Annotated in this window: 14 protein-coding genes; 10 read left to right on the forward strand and 4 right to left on the reverse strand. The window is 68.5% G+C overall.

Features of this window, described 5'->3' with window-relative positions; genetic code table 11:
* Position 1: 1 nt before the first annotated feature.
* Both fmt and def read right to left on the reverse strand, forming a co-directional pair.
* The gene (gene fmt, locus ACPEH1_RS14625; protein WP_423715983.1) at positions 2-925 is read right to left on the reverse strand and encodes a methionyl-tRNA formyltransferase; all 924 of its coding nucleotides are present in this window, start codon (positions 923-925) and stop codon (positions 2-4) included.
* Between the two features lie 99 nt (positions 926-1,024).
* Complete coding sequence (def, locus tag ACPEH1_RS14630; RefSeq protein WP_136004464.1) at positions 1,025-1,537, reverse strand: peptide deformylase; 513 nt, start codon at positions 1,535-1,537, stop codon at positions 1,025-1,027.
* Between the two features lie 126 nt (positions 1,538-1,663).
* Here def and ACPEH1_RS14635 point away from each other — a divergent pair, with 126 nt between their 5' ends.
* From ACPEH1_RS14635 to ACPEH1_RS14675, 9 genes are all read left to right on the forward strand, one after another.
* Positions 1,664-2,797, forward strand: coding sequence for a LysM peptidoglycan-binding domain-containing protein (locus tag ACPEH1_RS14635; RefSeq protein WP_017354357.1), 1,134 nt, complete (start codon positions 1,664-1,666; stop codon positions 2,795-2,797).
* A 93-nt stretch (positions 2,798-2,890) separates the two neighbouring features.
* Entirely contained in the window at positions 2,891-4,021 is a 1,131-nt protein-coding gene (gene dprA, locus ACPEH1_RS14640; RefSeq protein ID WP_312708533.1) for a DNA-processing protein DprA, read from the forward strand.
* Positions 4,022-4,063: 42 nt separating this feature from the next.
* Positions 4,064-4,537, forward strand: coding sequence for a DUF494 family protein (locus ACPEH1_RS14645; RefSeq protein WP_287252789.1), 474 nt, complete (start codon positions 4,064-4,066; stop codon positions 4,535-4,537).
* A gap of 37 nt (positions 4,538-4,574) precedes the next feature.
* The gene (locus tag ACPEH1_RS14650; RefSeq protein ID WP_017355384.1) at positions 4,575-5,318 is read left to right on the forward strand and encodes a GYF domain-containing protein; all 744 of its coding nucleotides are present in this window, start codon (positions 4,575-4,577) and stop codon (positions 5,316-5,318) included.
* 48 nt (positions 5,319-5,366) lie between these two features.
* The gene (locus ACPEH1_RS14655; RefSeq protein ID WP_017355383.1) at positions 5,367-6,290 is read left to right on the forward strand and encodes an RDD family protein; all 924 of its coding nucleotides are present in this window, start codon (positions 5,367-5,369) and stop codon (positions 6,288-6,290) included.
* A gap of 192 nt (positions 6,291-6,482) precedes the next feature.
* A complete protein-coding gene (locus tag ACPEH1_RS14660; protein ID WP_017355382.1) occupies positions 6,483-8,981 on the forward strand; it encodes a DNA topoisomerase I in 2,499 nt (832 codons plus the stop codon).
* Positions 8,982-8,997: 16 nt separating this feature from the next.
* Positions 8,998-9,558 (forward strand): Sua5/YciO/YrdC/YwlC family protein, encoded by a 561-nt coding sequence (locus ACPEH1_RS14665; protein WP_136004474.1) that lies wholly within the window; start codon positions 8,998-9,000, stop codon positions 9,556-9,558.
* Positions 9,559-9,614: 56 nt separating this feature from the next.
* Positions 9,615-10,418, forward strand: a complete 804-nt coding sequence (locus ACPEH1_RS14670) for a DUF4124 domain-containing protein (protein ID WP_136004476.1) — start codon at positions 9,615-9,617, stop codon at positions 10,416-10,418.
* Positions 10,419-10,546: 128 nt separating this feature from the next.
* Complete coding sequence (locus ACPEH1_RS14675) at positions 10,547-11,272, forward strand: DUF4124 domain-containing protein (RefSeq protein WP_423715984.1); 726 nt, start codon at positions 10,547-10,549, stop codon at positions 11,270-11,272.
* A gap of 10 nt (positions 11,273-11,282) precedes the next feature.
* Here the strand turns inward: ACPEH1_RS14675 and ACPEH1_RS14680 are convergent, their stop codons facing one another.
* Positions 11,283-12,059 (reverse strand): SDR family oxidoreductase, encoded by a 777-nt coding sequence (locus tag ACPEH1_RS14680; protein ID WP_136004477.1) that lies wholly within the window; start codon positions 12,057-12,059, stop codon positions 11,283-11,285.
* A 161-nt stretch (positions 12,060-12,220) separates the two neighbouring features.
* Between ACPEH1_RS14680 and ACPEH1_RS14685 the strand changes: the two genes are divergently transcribed.
* The gene (locus ACPEH1_RS14685; RefSeq protein ID WP_136004479.1) at positions 12,221-12,466 is read left to right on the forward strand and encodes a hypothetical protein; all 246 of its coding nucleotides are present in this window, start codon (positions 12,221-12,223) and stop codon (positions 12,464-12,466) included.
* A 104-nt stretch (positions 12,467-12,570) separates the two neighbouring features.
* Here ACPEH1_RS14685 and sppA read toward each other — a convergent pair whose 3' ends face one another.
* Positions 12,571-14,475: a signal peptide peptidase SppA gene (gene sppA, locus ACPEH1_RS14690; protein WP_136004481.1), complete on the reverse strand. Its 1,905-nt coding sequence runs from the start codon at positions 14,473-14,475 to the stop codon at positions 12,571-12,573.
* Between the last annotated feature and the right edge of the window lie 23 nt (positions 14,476-14,498).

Here is a 14,498-nt window from a genome sequence, read left to right on the forward strand (position 1 = left end):
CTCAGGCGCCCACGGCCAGGTCGCGGCGGGCATTGAGGTAGTCCGCTGCGGTGATCGCCTTGCCGCCTTCGCGCTGCAGCACGCGCAGGCGCAGCGCGCCCTGGCCGCAGGCGATGTCGATGCCTTCGCGGGCCGCCGCCAGCAGGGTGCCGGGCGCCTTGCCCTTGTTGTCGGGCAGCGCCACTGCACCGTGAATGCGCACGCGCTCACCGGCCAGCTGCGCTTCGGCAATCGGCCAGGGATTGAAGGCCCGCACGGTCCGTTCGAGCTGCTGGGCGTCCTGCGCCCAGTCCAGCCGGGCCTCGGCCTTGTCCAGCTTGTGCGCGTAGGTCACGCCGGCCTCGGGCTGCGGCTGGGCGATCGGCTTGATGCCGGCACGCAGCAGACCCAGGCCATCGGACAGCACCTGCGCACCAAGCTCGGCCAGGCGGTCGTGCAGCTGGCCGCCCAGCTCGCCCGCCGCAATCGGGGTGTGCTGGCGCAGCAGCACCGGGCCGGTATCCAGGCCGGCCTCCATCTGCATCAGGCACACGCCGGTTTCGGCGTCGCCGGCCTGGATCGCGCGCTGGATCGGCGCGGCGCCGCGCCAGCGCGGCAGCAGCGAGGCGTGCACGTTCCAGCACCCGTGGGAGGGAATGGCGAGCACGGCCTTGGGCAGGATCAGGCCGTAGGCCACCACCACCATCAGGTCCGGCTGCAGGTCGTGAAGCTGCTGCTGCGCTTCGGGGGTCTTCAGGCTTTCCGGCTGGAACACCGGGATGCCGCGCGCGATCGCCTCCAGCTTGACCGGCGAGGGCATCAGCCCGCGCCCGCGACCGGCCGGGCGGTCGGGCTGGGTGTACACCGCAACCACCTCATGGTGGCGGGCGGCGGCCCGCAGCGACGAGACGGCGAACTCCGGCGTACCGGCAAAGACAATCCTCATGGCGACCCCACTTGCAGAAAGAAAAACGGCGCCGGTGGCCGGCGCCGCGACACCGGAAGCGGCACGCGGTCCTGCCGCGTGGCCGTTTCCGCGACCATCTCAGGCAACGTGCTTGCGCTGCTTGGCCAGCTTCTTGCGGACCATCTCGCGCTTGAGCGGCGAGAGGTAATCGATGAACAGCTTGCCGTCCAGGTGGTCCATCTCGTGTTGGATGCACACCGCCAGCACGCCGTCGGTGGTCAGTTCCTGGGCCACGCCCTGGCGGTCCAGGAAGCGCACCGTGATCTGGTTGGCGCGGGTGACGTCGGCAAAGATGCCCGGGACCGACAGGCAGCCTTCCTGGTACACCTGGCCGCCTTCATTGGCGACGATCTCGGGATTGATGAACACCCGCGGGGTGTCCTTCTCTTCGCTGACGTCGATCACCATGAAGCGCTTGTGCACGTCCACCTGGCTGGCGGCCAGGCCGATGCCCGGCGCCTCGTACATGGTGTGGAACATGTTGTCGATCAGCTCCTGGAAGGCAGGCGTGGTCACTTCGGCAGCGTCGATCAACGCGGCCTTGGTGCGCAGGCGCGGATCGGGAAACTCAAGAATGGGCAGGATGGCCATGACAATTACCGGTAGGGGGCGCCGCTGGGAACGGCGTATGGGGCGATTCTATCGCCAACGCTTGCCCTGCGCCCCGGTTTCTGGACTATAGTGCGGGCACCTGTTGGGGAATCAGGCACCACACTCATGTTTGAACGTACTCGTACGGTCGTCGCCGTGGCGCTGCTGACCGTCGCTACCTATGCTACCGCCGTTGAAATGAATGGCGGGCACCCGGATACCTATGTCGTGCGCAAAGGCGACACGTTGTGGGACATTTCCGCGCGTTTCCTGAAAAAACCGTGGCTCTGGCCGGAAATCTGGCAGGCCAACCCGCAGGTCAGCAACCCGCACCTGATCTACCCGGGCGACGTGCTGAGCCTGGCCTATCTGGATCGCGTCGTCGGCCAGCAGCCCGGCCCGCGCCAGGAAGCCCCGATCAACGCGATTCCGCTGGAGCAGGTGGAGCCGTTCCTGAAGCAGCTGAGCGTGGTCGACGAGATCGACTCGCTGCCCTACGTGGTCAGCCTGGAAGACAACCGTCTGCGTGCCACCACCGGCCAGATCGCCTACGTGCGCGGTCTGGACCAGGCCCAGGTGGGCCAGCGCTGGGCCGTGGTCCGCCCGACCGTGCGCTACGCCCTGCCCAAGCCGACCGAAGACCTGAACGCCAACGGCGACGTCATGCCCGGCAGCGGCAACCTCTGGAAGGACTTCACCGTCCCGACCAAGCGCCAGGCAACGCTGGGCTATGAGCTGGCCCAGCTCAATGTGGGCACCGTGACGCGCGTGGCCAGCGGCAACGTGGAAGTGACCACGCTGACGCTTCAGGGCCGGGTTGACGGCCGCGAAGTGCGTGCCGGTGACCGCCTGGTGCCGGTGGAAGCCAATCCGTACGACCTGCAGTTCTACCCGCACGTGCCCGCTGCCCAGACCGAGGGCCTGGACATCCGCATCCTGGCCGTGACCGACATGTTCTCGGCCGGTGGCCCGCGCGATGTGATCGCCCTGTCCGCCGGCCGCGCCGATGGTGTGGACAACGGCACGGTGGTCTCACTGTGGCGGCAGGGTCGCCATGTCGCGCACCGCATGCAGTACCCCAACTCCTCGCGGATGGACGACGCGCTGAGCACGGGCGCCGGGCGCGTCACCCTGCCCGACGAGTATGCCGCCCATGCGATGGTGTTCCGCACCTTCGACAAGGTCAGCTACGCGCTGGTGATGCAGGGCGTCAAACCGGTCCATGTGGGCTACGCAGCCAAGCATCCGGACGCCCAGTAGGGACAGACCGCTGGTCGGTACGCGGAACATCCCTACGCAAGACTCCGACGGCGCCCCAGGGCGCCGTCGGCGCATCCGGCCTACGGTGGGGGGATGACCACCCTTGCCCCCTCCCCGCTGCTCACGCTGTTGCTGGCGGGCGGCCCGACCCGCCCCCGCCGCCGCCTGCTTCATGAGCATGGTGATGCCGAGCGCGCCTTGGCCGCCGGCCCCTCGGCCTGGCGCGCGGCCGGGTGCGACGCCGCGCAATGCGGGCGACTGCAGACGCCTGATTCCGCCGCGCTGGCACGGTCCCTGCGCTGGCTGGAGCACGACAACCACCATCTGCTGGCCTGCACCCACGCCGACTATCCGCCCCTGCTGCGGCAGATGCCCCAGGTGCCGCTGGCGCTGTTCGTCCAGGGTCAGCCGGCGCGGCTATGGCACCCCGGCGTGGCGGTGGTGGGCAGCCGCACGCCCAGCCCTGCCGGCGGAGAGCTGGCCGCCGAATTTGCCGGGGGGCTGGCGCGGCAGGGACTGTCGGTGATCAGCGGGCTGGCCGCCGGCGTCGATGCCCGGGCGCACGCGGCGGCGCTGGACCAGCCCGGCGGTTGCACCGTGGCGGTGGTTGCCACCGGCCTGGACCGGACCTACCCGCCACGACATGCCGCCCTGCAGGCGCGGATCGCGAGGGAGGGCGCGGTGGTCAGCGAGTACCCGCCGGGCACCACCGCCCACGCGGGCCAGTTCCCCGCCCGCAACCGCATCATCGCCGGGCTGGCGCTGGGCACCCTGGTGATCGAGGCGGCCGAGCGCTCCGGGGCGCTGATCACCGCGCGGCTGGCGGCCGAGGCCGGGCGCGAGGTGTTTGCCCTGCCCGGCTCGGTGCGCAACCCGCGCGCGCGGGGCTGCCACCGCCTGATCCGCCAGGGGGCGGCGCTGGTGGAAGACGTGGCTGAGGTGATCGCGGGCCTGAATCCCCTGGCCCAGACCCTCGCCCAGGCCTTGCGAACGCGCCTGGGCACCCCCACTGAACAGGCACGGGCAGGCCGTGTGAGCGCCGCCCCCTCCTCCGACCCGGACTACCAGTGCTTGTGGCAGGCACTGGACCACGACCCAACAGGTATGGATTCCCTGATCCAACGCAGCGGATTGACGGCGGCCCGGCTGTCGGCCATGCTGCTGGTCATGGAACTGGACGGAAAGGTAATGGCCATGCATGGCCGCTACTGTCGAAAACCCTAGTTTCTTCACCTCCACAGCGTCATGGACGCAGGCCGAGGGGCAATGAAAGAGAGCATTCTGGATGTCCTGCTGTACCTGTTCGAACACTACTTCAGCGAAGACGCGGATCTTGTGCGTGATCGCGACACCCTCCAGAACAGCCTGATACAGGCCGGCTTCAGCCCCGCAGAGATCAACAAAGCCTTCGATTGGCTCGATGCCCTGGCCGAACAGCGCCCGGCCGTGGCCCAGCCGCGCGTGGACGGTCCGGTCCGGATCTACCACGGCCCGGAACTGGACAAGCTGGACGTGGAATGCCGCGGTTTCCTGCTGTTTCTGGAGCAGCACGGCATCCTTGACGCCGGCCAGCGCGAGCTGGTGCTCGACCGTGCGATGGCCCTGGACCAGGACGAACTGGACCTGGACGACCTCAAGTGGGTGGTGCTGATGGTGCTGTTCAACCAGCCCGGTGCCGAAGCCGCCTACGCCTGGATGGAAACCCAGATGTTCATTGACGAACCCGAACCGCTCCACTGACCGTACACTGAGCGCCTTGCGCATTCAGGAGCGGGCCGTGAGCGAGTGGTTCTATGCAGAAGGAAATCGTCAGCAGCGTGGGCCGCTGACGTCTGATGAGTTGATCGCGCTGTTCCAGTCCAGCCGCATCGCGCTGGATACGCTGGTATGGCGCGACGGCATGCCGCAGTGGCAGGCCCTGCGCACCGTGGCCGACGAGATCGGCCTGGTGCAGGCCCCGAGCGACCCGCCGGCCGGAGTCGACGCCGACAGCCCTGCCGCCCAGCTTCCCCCGCAGATTCCCGCCGGCCCCTATGCCAGCCAGCCGCCGCCGGCACAGCCGGTGGCCGTGCCGCAGAAGAGTCTGTCCGGCTGTGCCATCGCCGGCATCGTCGCGGCCGTCCTCGGCGTGGGTGGCCTGGCGCTCATCGGCATTCTGGCCGCGATCGCCCTGCCCGCTTACCAGGACTACACCCACCGCGCAAAGGCCAGCGCGGCCTACGTCGCGCTGGCGCCGATCAAGACCCAGGTCGAGGAGTTCGTCGCCACCAACGGGCATTGCCCGGTCAATGACGATGAAGGCTTCCTGCCGGCCGATGGCTACGCGCTGGACGGCATCTCCGCGCTGCGCATCGGCCGTTTCGACAACAACCATTGCGGCATCGAGGCCGAGCTGTCGATTCCCGGCAGCACCGGCCTGGACGGCACGCTGCTGTGGCTGGACTACGATGGCGACGCCCGGCACTGGGAATGCACCGGCGGCGCGGACGACAAGTACCTGCCGACGGTCTGCCGCGGCTGAGCAACGCCTTACTTCTTCCACGGACGAGAGCAACAGGGGACACATGCAATGACCGAGTGGTACTTCGCCGACGGCGCACAACGCCAGGGGCCACTGCCCGCCGACGATCTGCGCCTGCGCTTCCAGCGCGGCGAGATCACCCTCACCACGCTGGTCTGGCGTGAGGGCTTCGACCAGTGGAAGGCGCTGGGCGATGTGGTTGAAGAACTGCAGCTGCAGAATCTGACCAACGCCACCGGGAACCTCGGCAGCGGGTTCGACCTGCGGGGCGATTACATCGCCATCGAGAACGGTACCGCCCCGCTGCCGGGCACCGGCGGCGGCACCTACTCGCCGTACAGCGCCCCGGCCAGTACCGGCAGCTATGCCGGTGCAGGTGTGGTGCAGGGCGGCGAGGTGGTCTATGCCGGCTTCTGGAAGCGGTATGCGGCCTACTTCATCGACTATGTGGTGCTGACCCTCTGCGGCGCGGTGATCGGCGGCATCGTCGGCGCCATCTTCGGCCTGGCCGTCGGTGCGATGGCGGGGTCGGACGCCGGGTCGAGCACCTCGGACATCGTCGGCGGTCTGCTCGGCATCGTGATCTCACTGGTGTACTACGCCGAGTTCCACGCCTCGGCCGGCGGCGCCACGCTGGGCAAGATGGCGGTGGGCATCAAGGTGGTGCGCAGCGATGGCCAGCGCCTGACCCGCGGCCGTGCGGTGGGCCGCTACTTTGCGACCTTCGTCAGCACCCTGACCCTGATGATCGGCTATCTGATGGCCGCCTTCACCGAGCGCAAGCAGGCGCTGCACGACCTGATGTGCGACACGGTGGTGGTCGACAAGTGGGCGTTCACCGAGAACGCGCACCTGCAAAACCGTGAACTGGGTACCGTCACGATCGTGATTCTGGTGCTGGCTGGCCTGTCCACGCTGGCCCTGATCATCGCCGCCGTGGCGATGGTGGGCGTGCTGGCCGCGATGGCCTGACGGGCGCACCCTCACACCGGGCCGCTTGACACGGGCAGCTCCGGCGTGATTCCTCTAATAGGCAGGAAAGCTGAACGCCCGGCGCATACCCGGGCGTTCAGTTTATGGATATCGCCCGCTGCCCTTCACTAATGCGGCCATTTGCTCCACCCTAGCGCCCTCCCCGGGCTGCTGCCCATAGAAATAGACGCCATGCCCAAGCACCTGCTCATCGTCGAATCGCCTGCCAAGGCCAAGACGATCAACAAATACCTCGGCAAGGACTTCACCGTCCTGGCCTCGTATGGGCATGTGCGCGATCTGGTCCCGAAGGAAGGCGCGGTCGATCCCGACAACAACTTCGCGATGCGCTATGACCTGATCGAGAAGAACGAGAAGCATGTCGATGCGATTGCCAAGGCCGCCAAAGGGGCCGACGACATCTTCCTGGCGACCGATCCGGATCGCGAGGGTGAAGCGATCAGCTGGCACATCGCCGAGATCCTGAAAGAACGCGGGCTGGTCAAGGACAAGCCGATGCAGCGCGTGGTCTTCACCGAGATCACGCCGCGCGCCATCAAGGAAGCCATGAGCCAGCCGCGCGCGATCGCCGGCGACCTGGTTGATGCCCAGCAGGCGCGCCGCGCGCTGGACTACCTGGTGGGCTTCAATCTCTCTCCGGTGCTGTGGCGCAAGGTGCAGCGCGGCCTGTCCGCCGGCCGCGTGCAGAGCCCGGCGCTGCGCATGATCGTCGAGCGCGAGGAAGAGATCGAAGCCTTCATCGCCCGCGAGTACTGGAGCATCGATGCCGAGTGCGCGCACCCGTCGCAGCACTTCAATGCACGCCTGATCAAGCTCGACGGCAAGAAGTTCGAACAGTTCACGGTGACCGACGGCGACACCGCCGAGGACGCGCGGATGCGCATCCAGCAGGCCGCGCAGGGCGCGCTGCACGTCACCGATGTGGCCAGCAAGGAGCGCAAGCGCCGTCCGGCGCCGCCGTTCACCACCTCCACGCTGCAGCAGGAAGCCTCGCGCAAGCTCGGTTTCACCACGCGCAAGACCATGCAGGTGGCGCAGAAGCTGTACGAAGGCGTGGCGATCGGCGATGAGGGCACGGTTGGCCTGATCTCGTACATGCGTACCGACTCGGTGAATCTGTCGCAGGATGCGCTGGCCGAAATCCGCGACGTGATCGCGCGCGATTACGGCATTGCCGCGCTGCCGGACAAGCCCAACACCTACCAGACCAAGTCCAAGAACGCCCAGGAAGCGCACGAAGCGGTGCGCCCGACCTCGGCACTGCGGACCCCGGCCCAGGTCTCGCGCTACCTCACCGACGACGAGCGCAAGCTCTACGAGCTGATCTGGAAGCGTGCAGTGGCCTGCCAGATGATCCCGGCGACGCTCAACACGGTCAGCGTGGATCTCTCGGCCGGCAGCGAACACGTGTTCCGCGCCAGCGGCACCACCGTGGTCGTGCCCGGCTTCCTGGCCGTGTACGAGGAAGGCAAGGACAACAAGAGCGCCGAGGACGACGATGAAGGCCGCAAGCTGCCGGCGATGAAGCCCGGCGACCGCGTGCCGCTCGAACGCATCCTGGCCGAACAGCACTTCACCCAGCCGCCGCCGCGCTTCACCGAAGCGGCGCTGGTGAAGGCGCTGGAAGAGTACGGCATCGGCCGTCCGTCGACCTACGCCTCGATCATCCAGACGCTGCTGTTCCGCAAGTACGTGGAAATGGAAGGCCGCAGCTTCCGTCCGTCGGACGTGGGCCGCGCTGTGTCAAAGTTCCTGTCCAGCCACTTCACCCAGTACGTGGACTACGACTTCACCGCCAAGCTCGAGGACGAGCTCGATGCGGTGTCGCGTGGCGAAGAGGACTGGATCCCGTTGATGGCCCGCTTCTGGGAACCGTTCAACAAGCTGGTCGAAGAGAAGAAGGAATCGGTGGACCGGGCCGAGGCCAGCGGTGCCCGCGAGCTGGGTACCGATCCCAAGACCGGCAAGCCGGTCAGCGTGCGCCTGGGCCGTTTCGGGCCATACGCGGCAATCGGCAGCACCGCCGAAGATGCCGAAGACAAGCCGAAGTTCGCCTCGCTGCGTCCCGGCCAGTCGATGCACACCATTTCGCTGGAAGACGCGCTGGAACTGTTCCTGATGCCGCGTGCGCTGGGCCAGGACAACGGCGAAGACGTCAGCGTCGGCATCGGTCGCTTCGGGCCGTTCGCCAAGCGTGGCAGCACTTACGCCTCGCTGAAGAAGGAAGATGACCCCTATACGATCGATCTCGCCCGAGCGGTGTTCCTGATCGAAGAGAAGGAAGAGATCGCACGCAACCGGATCATCAAGGAGTTCGAAGGCAGCGAGATCCAGGTGCTGAACGGTCGCTTCGGCCCGTACCTCAGCGACGGCAAGATGAACGGCAAGATCCCCAAGGATCGCGAGCCCGCCTCGCTGACCCTGGCCGACGTCCAGCAGTTGATGGAAGAAACCGGCAAGCCGGTGCGCAAGGGCTTCGGCAAGAAGGCCGCCAAGAAGGTCGTGGCCAAGAAGGCCGCGGTCAAGAAGGAGGCTGCGCCGAAGAAGGCGGCGGTGAAGAAGACGGCGACCAGGAAGGCCGCCACGAAGAAGGCCGCCCCCCGCAAAACGGCCGCCAAGAAGGCCGTGAAGAAGACGGTGGCCAAGAAGGCCGTCGCCAAGAAGGCCTGACCCCCGGTAGCACCCGATGAACGTACTCACCCCGGACACCGCCCTGCCTGCGCTGCGCGCTGGCGGGGTGATCGCCTACCCCACCGAAGCGGTGTGGGGCCTGGGCTGCGATCCCGGCCACGAAGCGGCGGTGATGACGCTGCTGACGATCAAGCAGCGCCCGATCGAGAAAGGCATGATCCTGGTCGCCGCCGATACCGCCCAGCTCGACGGCTGGGTGGACCTGGAGGCGCTGCCCGCCGCGCGCCTGGCCGAGGTACGGGCCAGTTGGCCCGGCGCCAACACCTGGATCGTACCGGCCGGCCCACGCGCCCCGCGCTGGATCACGGGCGAGCACACCGGCATCGCCGTGCGGATCAGCGCCCACCCGCTGGTGGCCGCGCTGTGTCGCGCCTGGGGCGGGCCGCTGGTATCCACCAGCGCCAACCTCGCCGGCCAGCCACCGGCACGCCAGCGCGGCGAACTGGACCCGGCCCTGCTGCCCCTGCTGGCGGGCATCGTCGACGGCGCCACCGGCGGCCTGGCCCAGCCGACCCCGATCCGCGACGCACTCAGCGGCCAGGTGCTGCGCAGCTGAGCCGGCCGCCTGCGCCGGGTTTTGCGCGGGCCGCGGCAAAGCCGCACACTGTGGACATGCGCCCCCGCCCTGCCCTGTGGTTGCCGTTGTTCCTGCTGCTCGGTCCCGGCCCGGCCGGTGCCCAGCAGGATGCCAGCGTGCGCATCTACCGCTGCGTGGGCAGCACGGGCGCGGTGTCGCTGCAGGATGCCCCGTGCAGCACCGGCAAGCAGGAAGTGCGCGACATGCAGCGCCCGCGCGACCCGGCCCCGCGCGTGGTCCGCAGCGATGCCGATCCGGCCACGCCCGCGGCCACCCGCGCGCCCGAGCGTGAGGTTCGCCACGTGTACGTGCAGCCACCACAGCCGATGTACGAATGCGTCACCAGCGACGGCGACCGCTACGTCAGCGACAGCAATGAGGGCAACCCGCGCTGGGTGCCGGTGTGGACCGGTGTGTATCTGCCCTATCCGCCCGGTCGGCCGGGTCCGCGTCCGCCGGGTGGCGGCCGGCCACCACCGCGCCCGCTGCCACCGGTGGTGCCGATGGACAGCGGCTCGGTGACCTCAAGCGGCGGATCGGTGTCGATCTCGGGGCAGGGTTCGCATGTCGGCGGCCGTCTGGCGTTCGGCGGCGGCAGTTCGCAGTGGGAGGGCAACGGCTATCCGCGGCCCGGCTACGGCGGGCTGGAGATGCCGGCCGGCAACGTGCTGGTCCGCGATGCCTGCCACCCGTTGCCCCAGCAGGACGTATGCTCACGCCTCAACGACCGGCGCTGGGAACTGCAGCGGCGTTACAACAGCGCCCTGCAGAGCGAACGCGATGCGATCAACCGCGAACAGCGCAGCATCGATGCGCGGCTGGACCGTGACTGCAATTGACGCGTTTCGGCGCAAGGAGGCACACATGCAAGAAGCCGATGAAACCACGACCGGCCCGGCCAGCATCATGCTGGAAGATCCCGACGGCAATCCGATCCTGCTCGACCAGCACGTATGAATCCCACCGCATGATGTCTTTCTTTCCGCGCGCCTGCGCGCTGGCCGGGCTGGCACTGACGCTGCCGGCCACGGCCGAGGACGCGGTGTTCTACCGCTGCACGGCCGCCGACGGCGGCCTGACCATCCAGAACGCCGCCTGCCCGCCCGGCAGCCAGCAGCGCATCCAGCGCATTGCGATGCCCGCCCGTACGGCCCCCGCCGCCACGCCGGCACCCGCACCAGCGGCGTCACCGGCGCCCCGCGGTGCCGCCGTGCCGGTACCGCGTCCAGGGGTGCCGGCACCGGGCGCGCTGCCGGTGCTGCAGGCCGGGCCCGCCGACGACAGCGGCAACGGCATCCTCGACAGCGACACACTGCGCCGCGACGCCGCCACGGCATCGGCCGCCGACGCGGCGGCGCCCAAGGCGCCACTGCCGCCGATCTTCCGCTGCGAGTCCACCGAGCGGGGCACCTACCTGCATGAGCTGGAGCCGGCCCCGCCGATCTGCCTGCTGATGTCGGTGACCGGCCTCGGCGGCGGCAACACACCGGTCAACGCGGCCGGTTGCGAAGTGGTACGCGACACCTGCGAGGCAGTGCCGGAACCGCAACGCTGTGCCAGCTGGCAGCAGCGCTTCCGCGACGCCCGCGGGCGCGAACGCTTCGCCACGGCGGACAATCATGCCGCCGCCACGGCCGAGCGCGAGCGCCTGCATGCGGTCCTGGCCGCCAGCGATTGCGCCGTGCCGGACTGACGCGGGCGCGCTAGAACCCGTAGCGCAGGAAGCCGCCATCCACGGCGATGCACTCGCCTGTGATGTAGCTGGCGGCGGGCAGGCACAGGAACCCCACTGCGGCGGCCACTTCATCGGGCTCGCCGATCCGGCGCATCGGCGTGCGCTCGATCACCTGGTCGTAATAGTCCGGATCGGACAGCGGACCGGAGGTGCGGCGGGTGCGGATGTACCACGGCGCCACCGCGTTGACGCGGATGCCGTCCTCGGCCCATTCCACCGCGAGGTTGCGGGTCAACTGGTGCATCGCCGCCTTGGTCATGCCGTACACCGCGCCGCTGCGGACGTGGGTCAGGCCGGAAACGCTGCCGACATTGACGATCGCCGAGGACGCATGCCGGGTCAGCAGCGGATGGGCGTAGCGCGACAATTCAAACGCCGAGAACAGGTTGGTCTCGAAGATGCCCCGCCATTCGTCCTCGGTGTACTCGATGGCCGGCTTGGTGATGTTGCCGCCGGCGTTGTTGACCAGCAGGTGCAGGCCATCGGTGTGGTCTTCCACCCAGTCGAGGATCTCGCGGCGGTCCTCGTCGTCGGAGACATCGGCGGCCAGGCCGTGGATCTCGCGATCGGGGAAGGCATCGGCCAGTTCATCGCGCGCCATCTCCAGCGCATCGGCGTCGCGACCCACGATCAGCAGGTCGGCACCGAACCCGAGCAGCTCCCGCGCGATCGCCAGGCCGATGCCGGCACTGGCGCCGGTGATCAATGCGGTCTGTCCATCCAATCGCCAACGTTGCGTGCTCACGGTGTTCTCCTGCCGATGGGCCGCGCGGCGGCCGTGGAATCGTCTGTGCGGGCACCACACGGCGCCCCGGGCGACAGGATAACGCGCATGCGCATCCTCACACAGGCCGCGCCGGGCGGTGCGACACTGCCGTCTCCGCCCGTGCGTGTTGCGAGGTTGCCATGTCCCTGCGAACCCTCCTGTTGCTGCCGACGCTGCTCCTGCTGGGCGCGTGCAACCGTCCAGCGCCAGCGCCCCCGGACACCCCGCCCGAACCGCAGGCCACGCAGATGCGCGATGCGATCCAGCGGCCGCTGGATCGCGCCAAGGCCGCACGCGACATGCTGGAAAAAGCACCGGACCTGGATGCCGCCGAGCGCGCCGCCACCGACACCCCGGCAACGCCGGCTCCGCCGGTATCGCGCTGACTGCGGGGTCGAGCGTCGCGCCCTGTCCGGACGGCCGGCGCCGAGCGGACCCCTGAAAAAAAAGCCCGGCGTTTGCCGGGCTTTTTGATTTCACGCTGAAGCGGTCAGAAGCCGCAGAAGCAGTACGCCAGCGCCTTGACCGGTGCGCTGCCGCGCGGATCGCGCGCCGCGTCTTCGACGAAGCGCAGCTGGGTATCCAGTTCCGGCATCGACCGGGCCAGCATCATGCGTGCCATGCCCGATTCGCTGAGCATGTAACCGCCCATGCGGCTGCCGGCAAACCCGCTGACGAACTGCGCGAACGGCGTGGCACCCTTCTCGATGTAGCGCACGCGGTACGCATCGCTCTTGCCGAGCTTGGCACGCCCTGCCGCGTCGACGACCGCCTCCTTCAGCCCGCCGAACGCGTCGACCAGCCCGCGCTCCTTGGCCTGGGCGCCGCTCCACACGCGACCACGGGCCACCTCATCGACGGCCTCGACCGGCTTGCCGCGGGCCTCGGCGACCTTGCCGGTGAAGTCGGCGTAGCCCTTGTTGATCACCGACTGGATGACCTGGCCCACGGCCGGGTCCATCGGGCGGGTGATGTCGTAGGCACCGGCGAAGCGCGTGGTGCCCACACCGTCGGTGTGCACGCCGATCTTGTCCAGCGAACGGCTGACATTGGGGATCATCCCGAAGATGCCGATCGAACCGGTGATGGTCGAGGCGTCGGCATAGATGCGATCGGCGTTCATGCTGATCCAGTACCCACCCGAGGCGGCCAGGTCACCCATCGACACCACCACCGGCTTGCCGGCGGCCTTCAGCGCGACCACTTCGCGACGGATCTGCTCGGAGGCGAACACTTCACCGCCGGGCGAATCCACGCGCAGCACCACGGCCTTCACATCCTTGTCGTCGCGCGCTTCGCGCAGCAGCGCGGCGGTGGACTCGCCACCGATGCGGCCGGCCGGCAGGTCGCCGCCGGAGATCTCGCCGGCAGCCACCACCACTGCCACCTGCGGACGCGCATCCACCGGCGAACGGCGGGTGTCGAGCAGCGCCAGGTACGCGTCCATGTTGACGTTGCGGTAGCCACCGTCGGCGTCGCCATCGGCCACACCACGGTCGGCCAGCAGGTCCTCCACTTCCTCGCGGGTCTTCAGGCCATCGACCAGCTTCTGCTGCAGGGCGAACTTGGCCAGGTCGCCACCGGCGGCGGCCACGCCTTCGGGCATGGTGTCGATACCGGCTGCCAGCTGCGCGGCATCCAGCTTGCGGGCCTTGGCGATGTCGCCGAGGTAGCGCTGCCACACGTCGTTCATCCAGAACAGGTCCGCTTCCTTGGCCTGCGGCGACGCGGCATCGAGCACGTACGGCTCCGCGGCGGACTTGAACTCGCCCACCTTGAACAGGTGCACGTCCACGCCCAGCTTGTCCTGCAGGCCGGTGCGGAAGTACTGCCGGTAACGGCCGAGGCCTTCCAGCACCACCGAGCCCATCGGATCGAGATAGACCTCATCGGCCTGCGAGGCCAGCAGGTACTGCGACTGGCTCATGTTCTCGCTGAAGGCCACGACCTGCTTCTTGGCCGCGCGCAGGTCCTGCAGCGCCGCGACCACTTCGCGCATCGAGGCGAAACCGCTCGGCTGCAGTTTGTCCAGCTGCAGCACCACGCGCTCGATCTTCTTGTCGTCGCGGGCCGCTTCGATGGCACGGATCAGGTCGCGCAGCTGCACTTCCTCGGCGCTGTTGTCGCCCACGGCGCGGGCCAGCGCGCGGCTGACCGGATCGGCGCTGAACTGCTCCACCAGGCGGCCTTCCGGCGCGATCACCAGCGTGGTCCGGTCCTGCAGCGGCTTGCTGGCCCCGGCGCCCTTGCCCATCGCGACGATGAACACAATCAGCAGCAGGAACAACAGACCGAAGAACAGCAGGTTGAGGATCAGCCTGCGGGTAAAGTTCATCACATCCCACAGCCCGATGAAGAAGCTGGCGACGGGATTGCGACGCGCGGGTTGGTTCATGGAAAACTCCAGGTTGGCTTCTT

The sequence above is a fragment of the Stenotrophomonas sp. NPDC077421 genome, from assembly GCF_049545505.1.
Taxonomy (GTDB): Bacteria; Pseudomonadota; Gammaproteobacteria; order Xanthomonadales; family Xanthomonadaceae; genus Stenotrophomonas; species Stenotrophomonas nematodicola.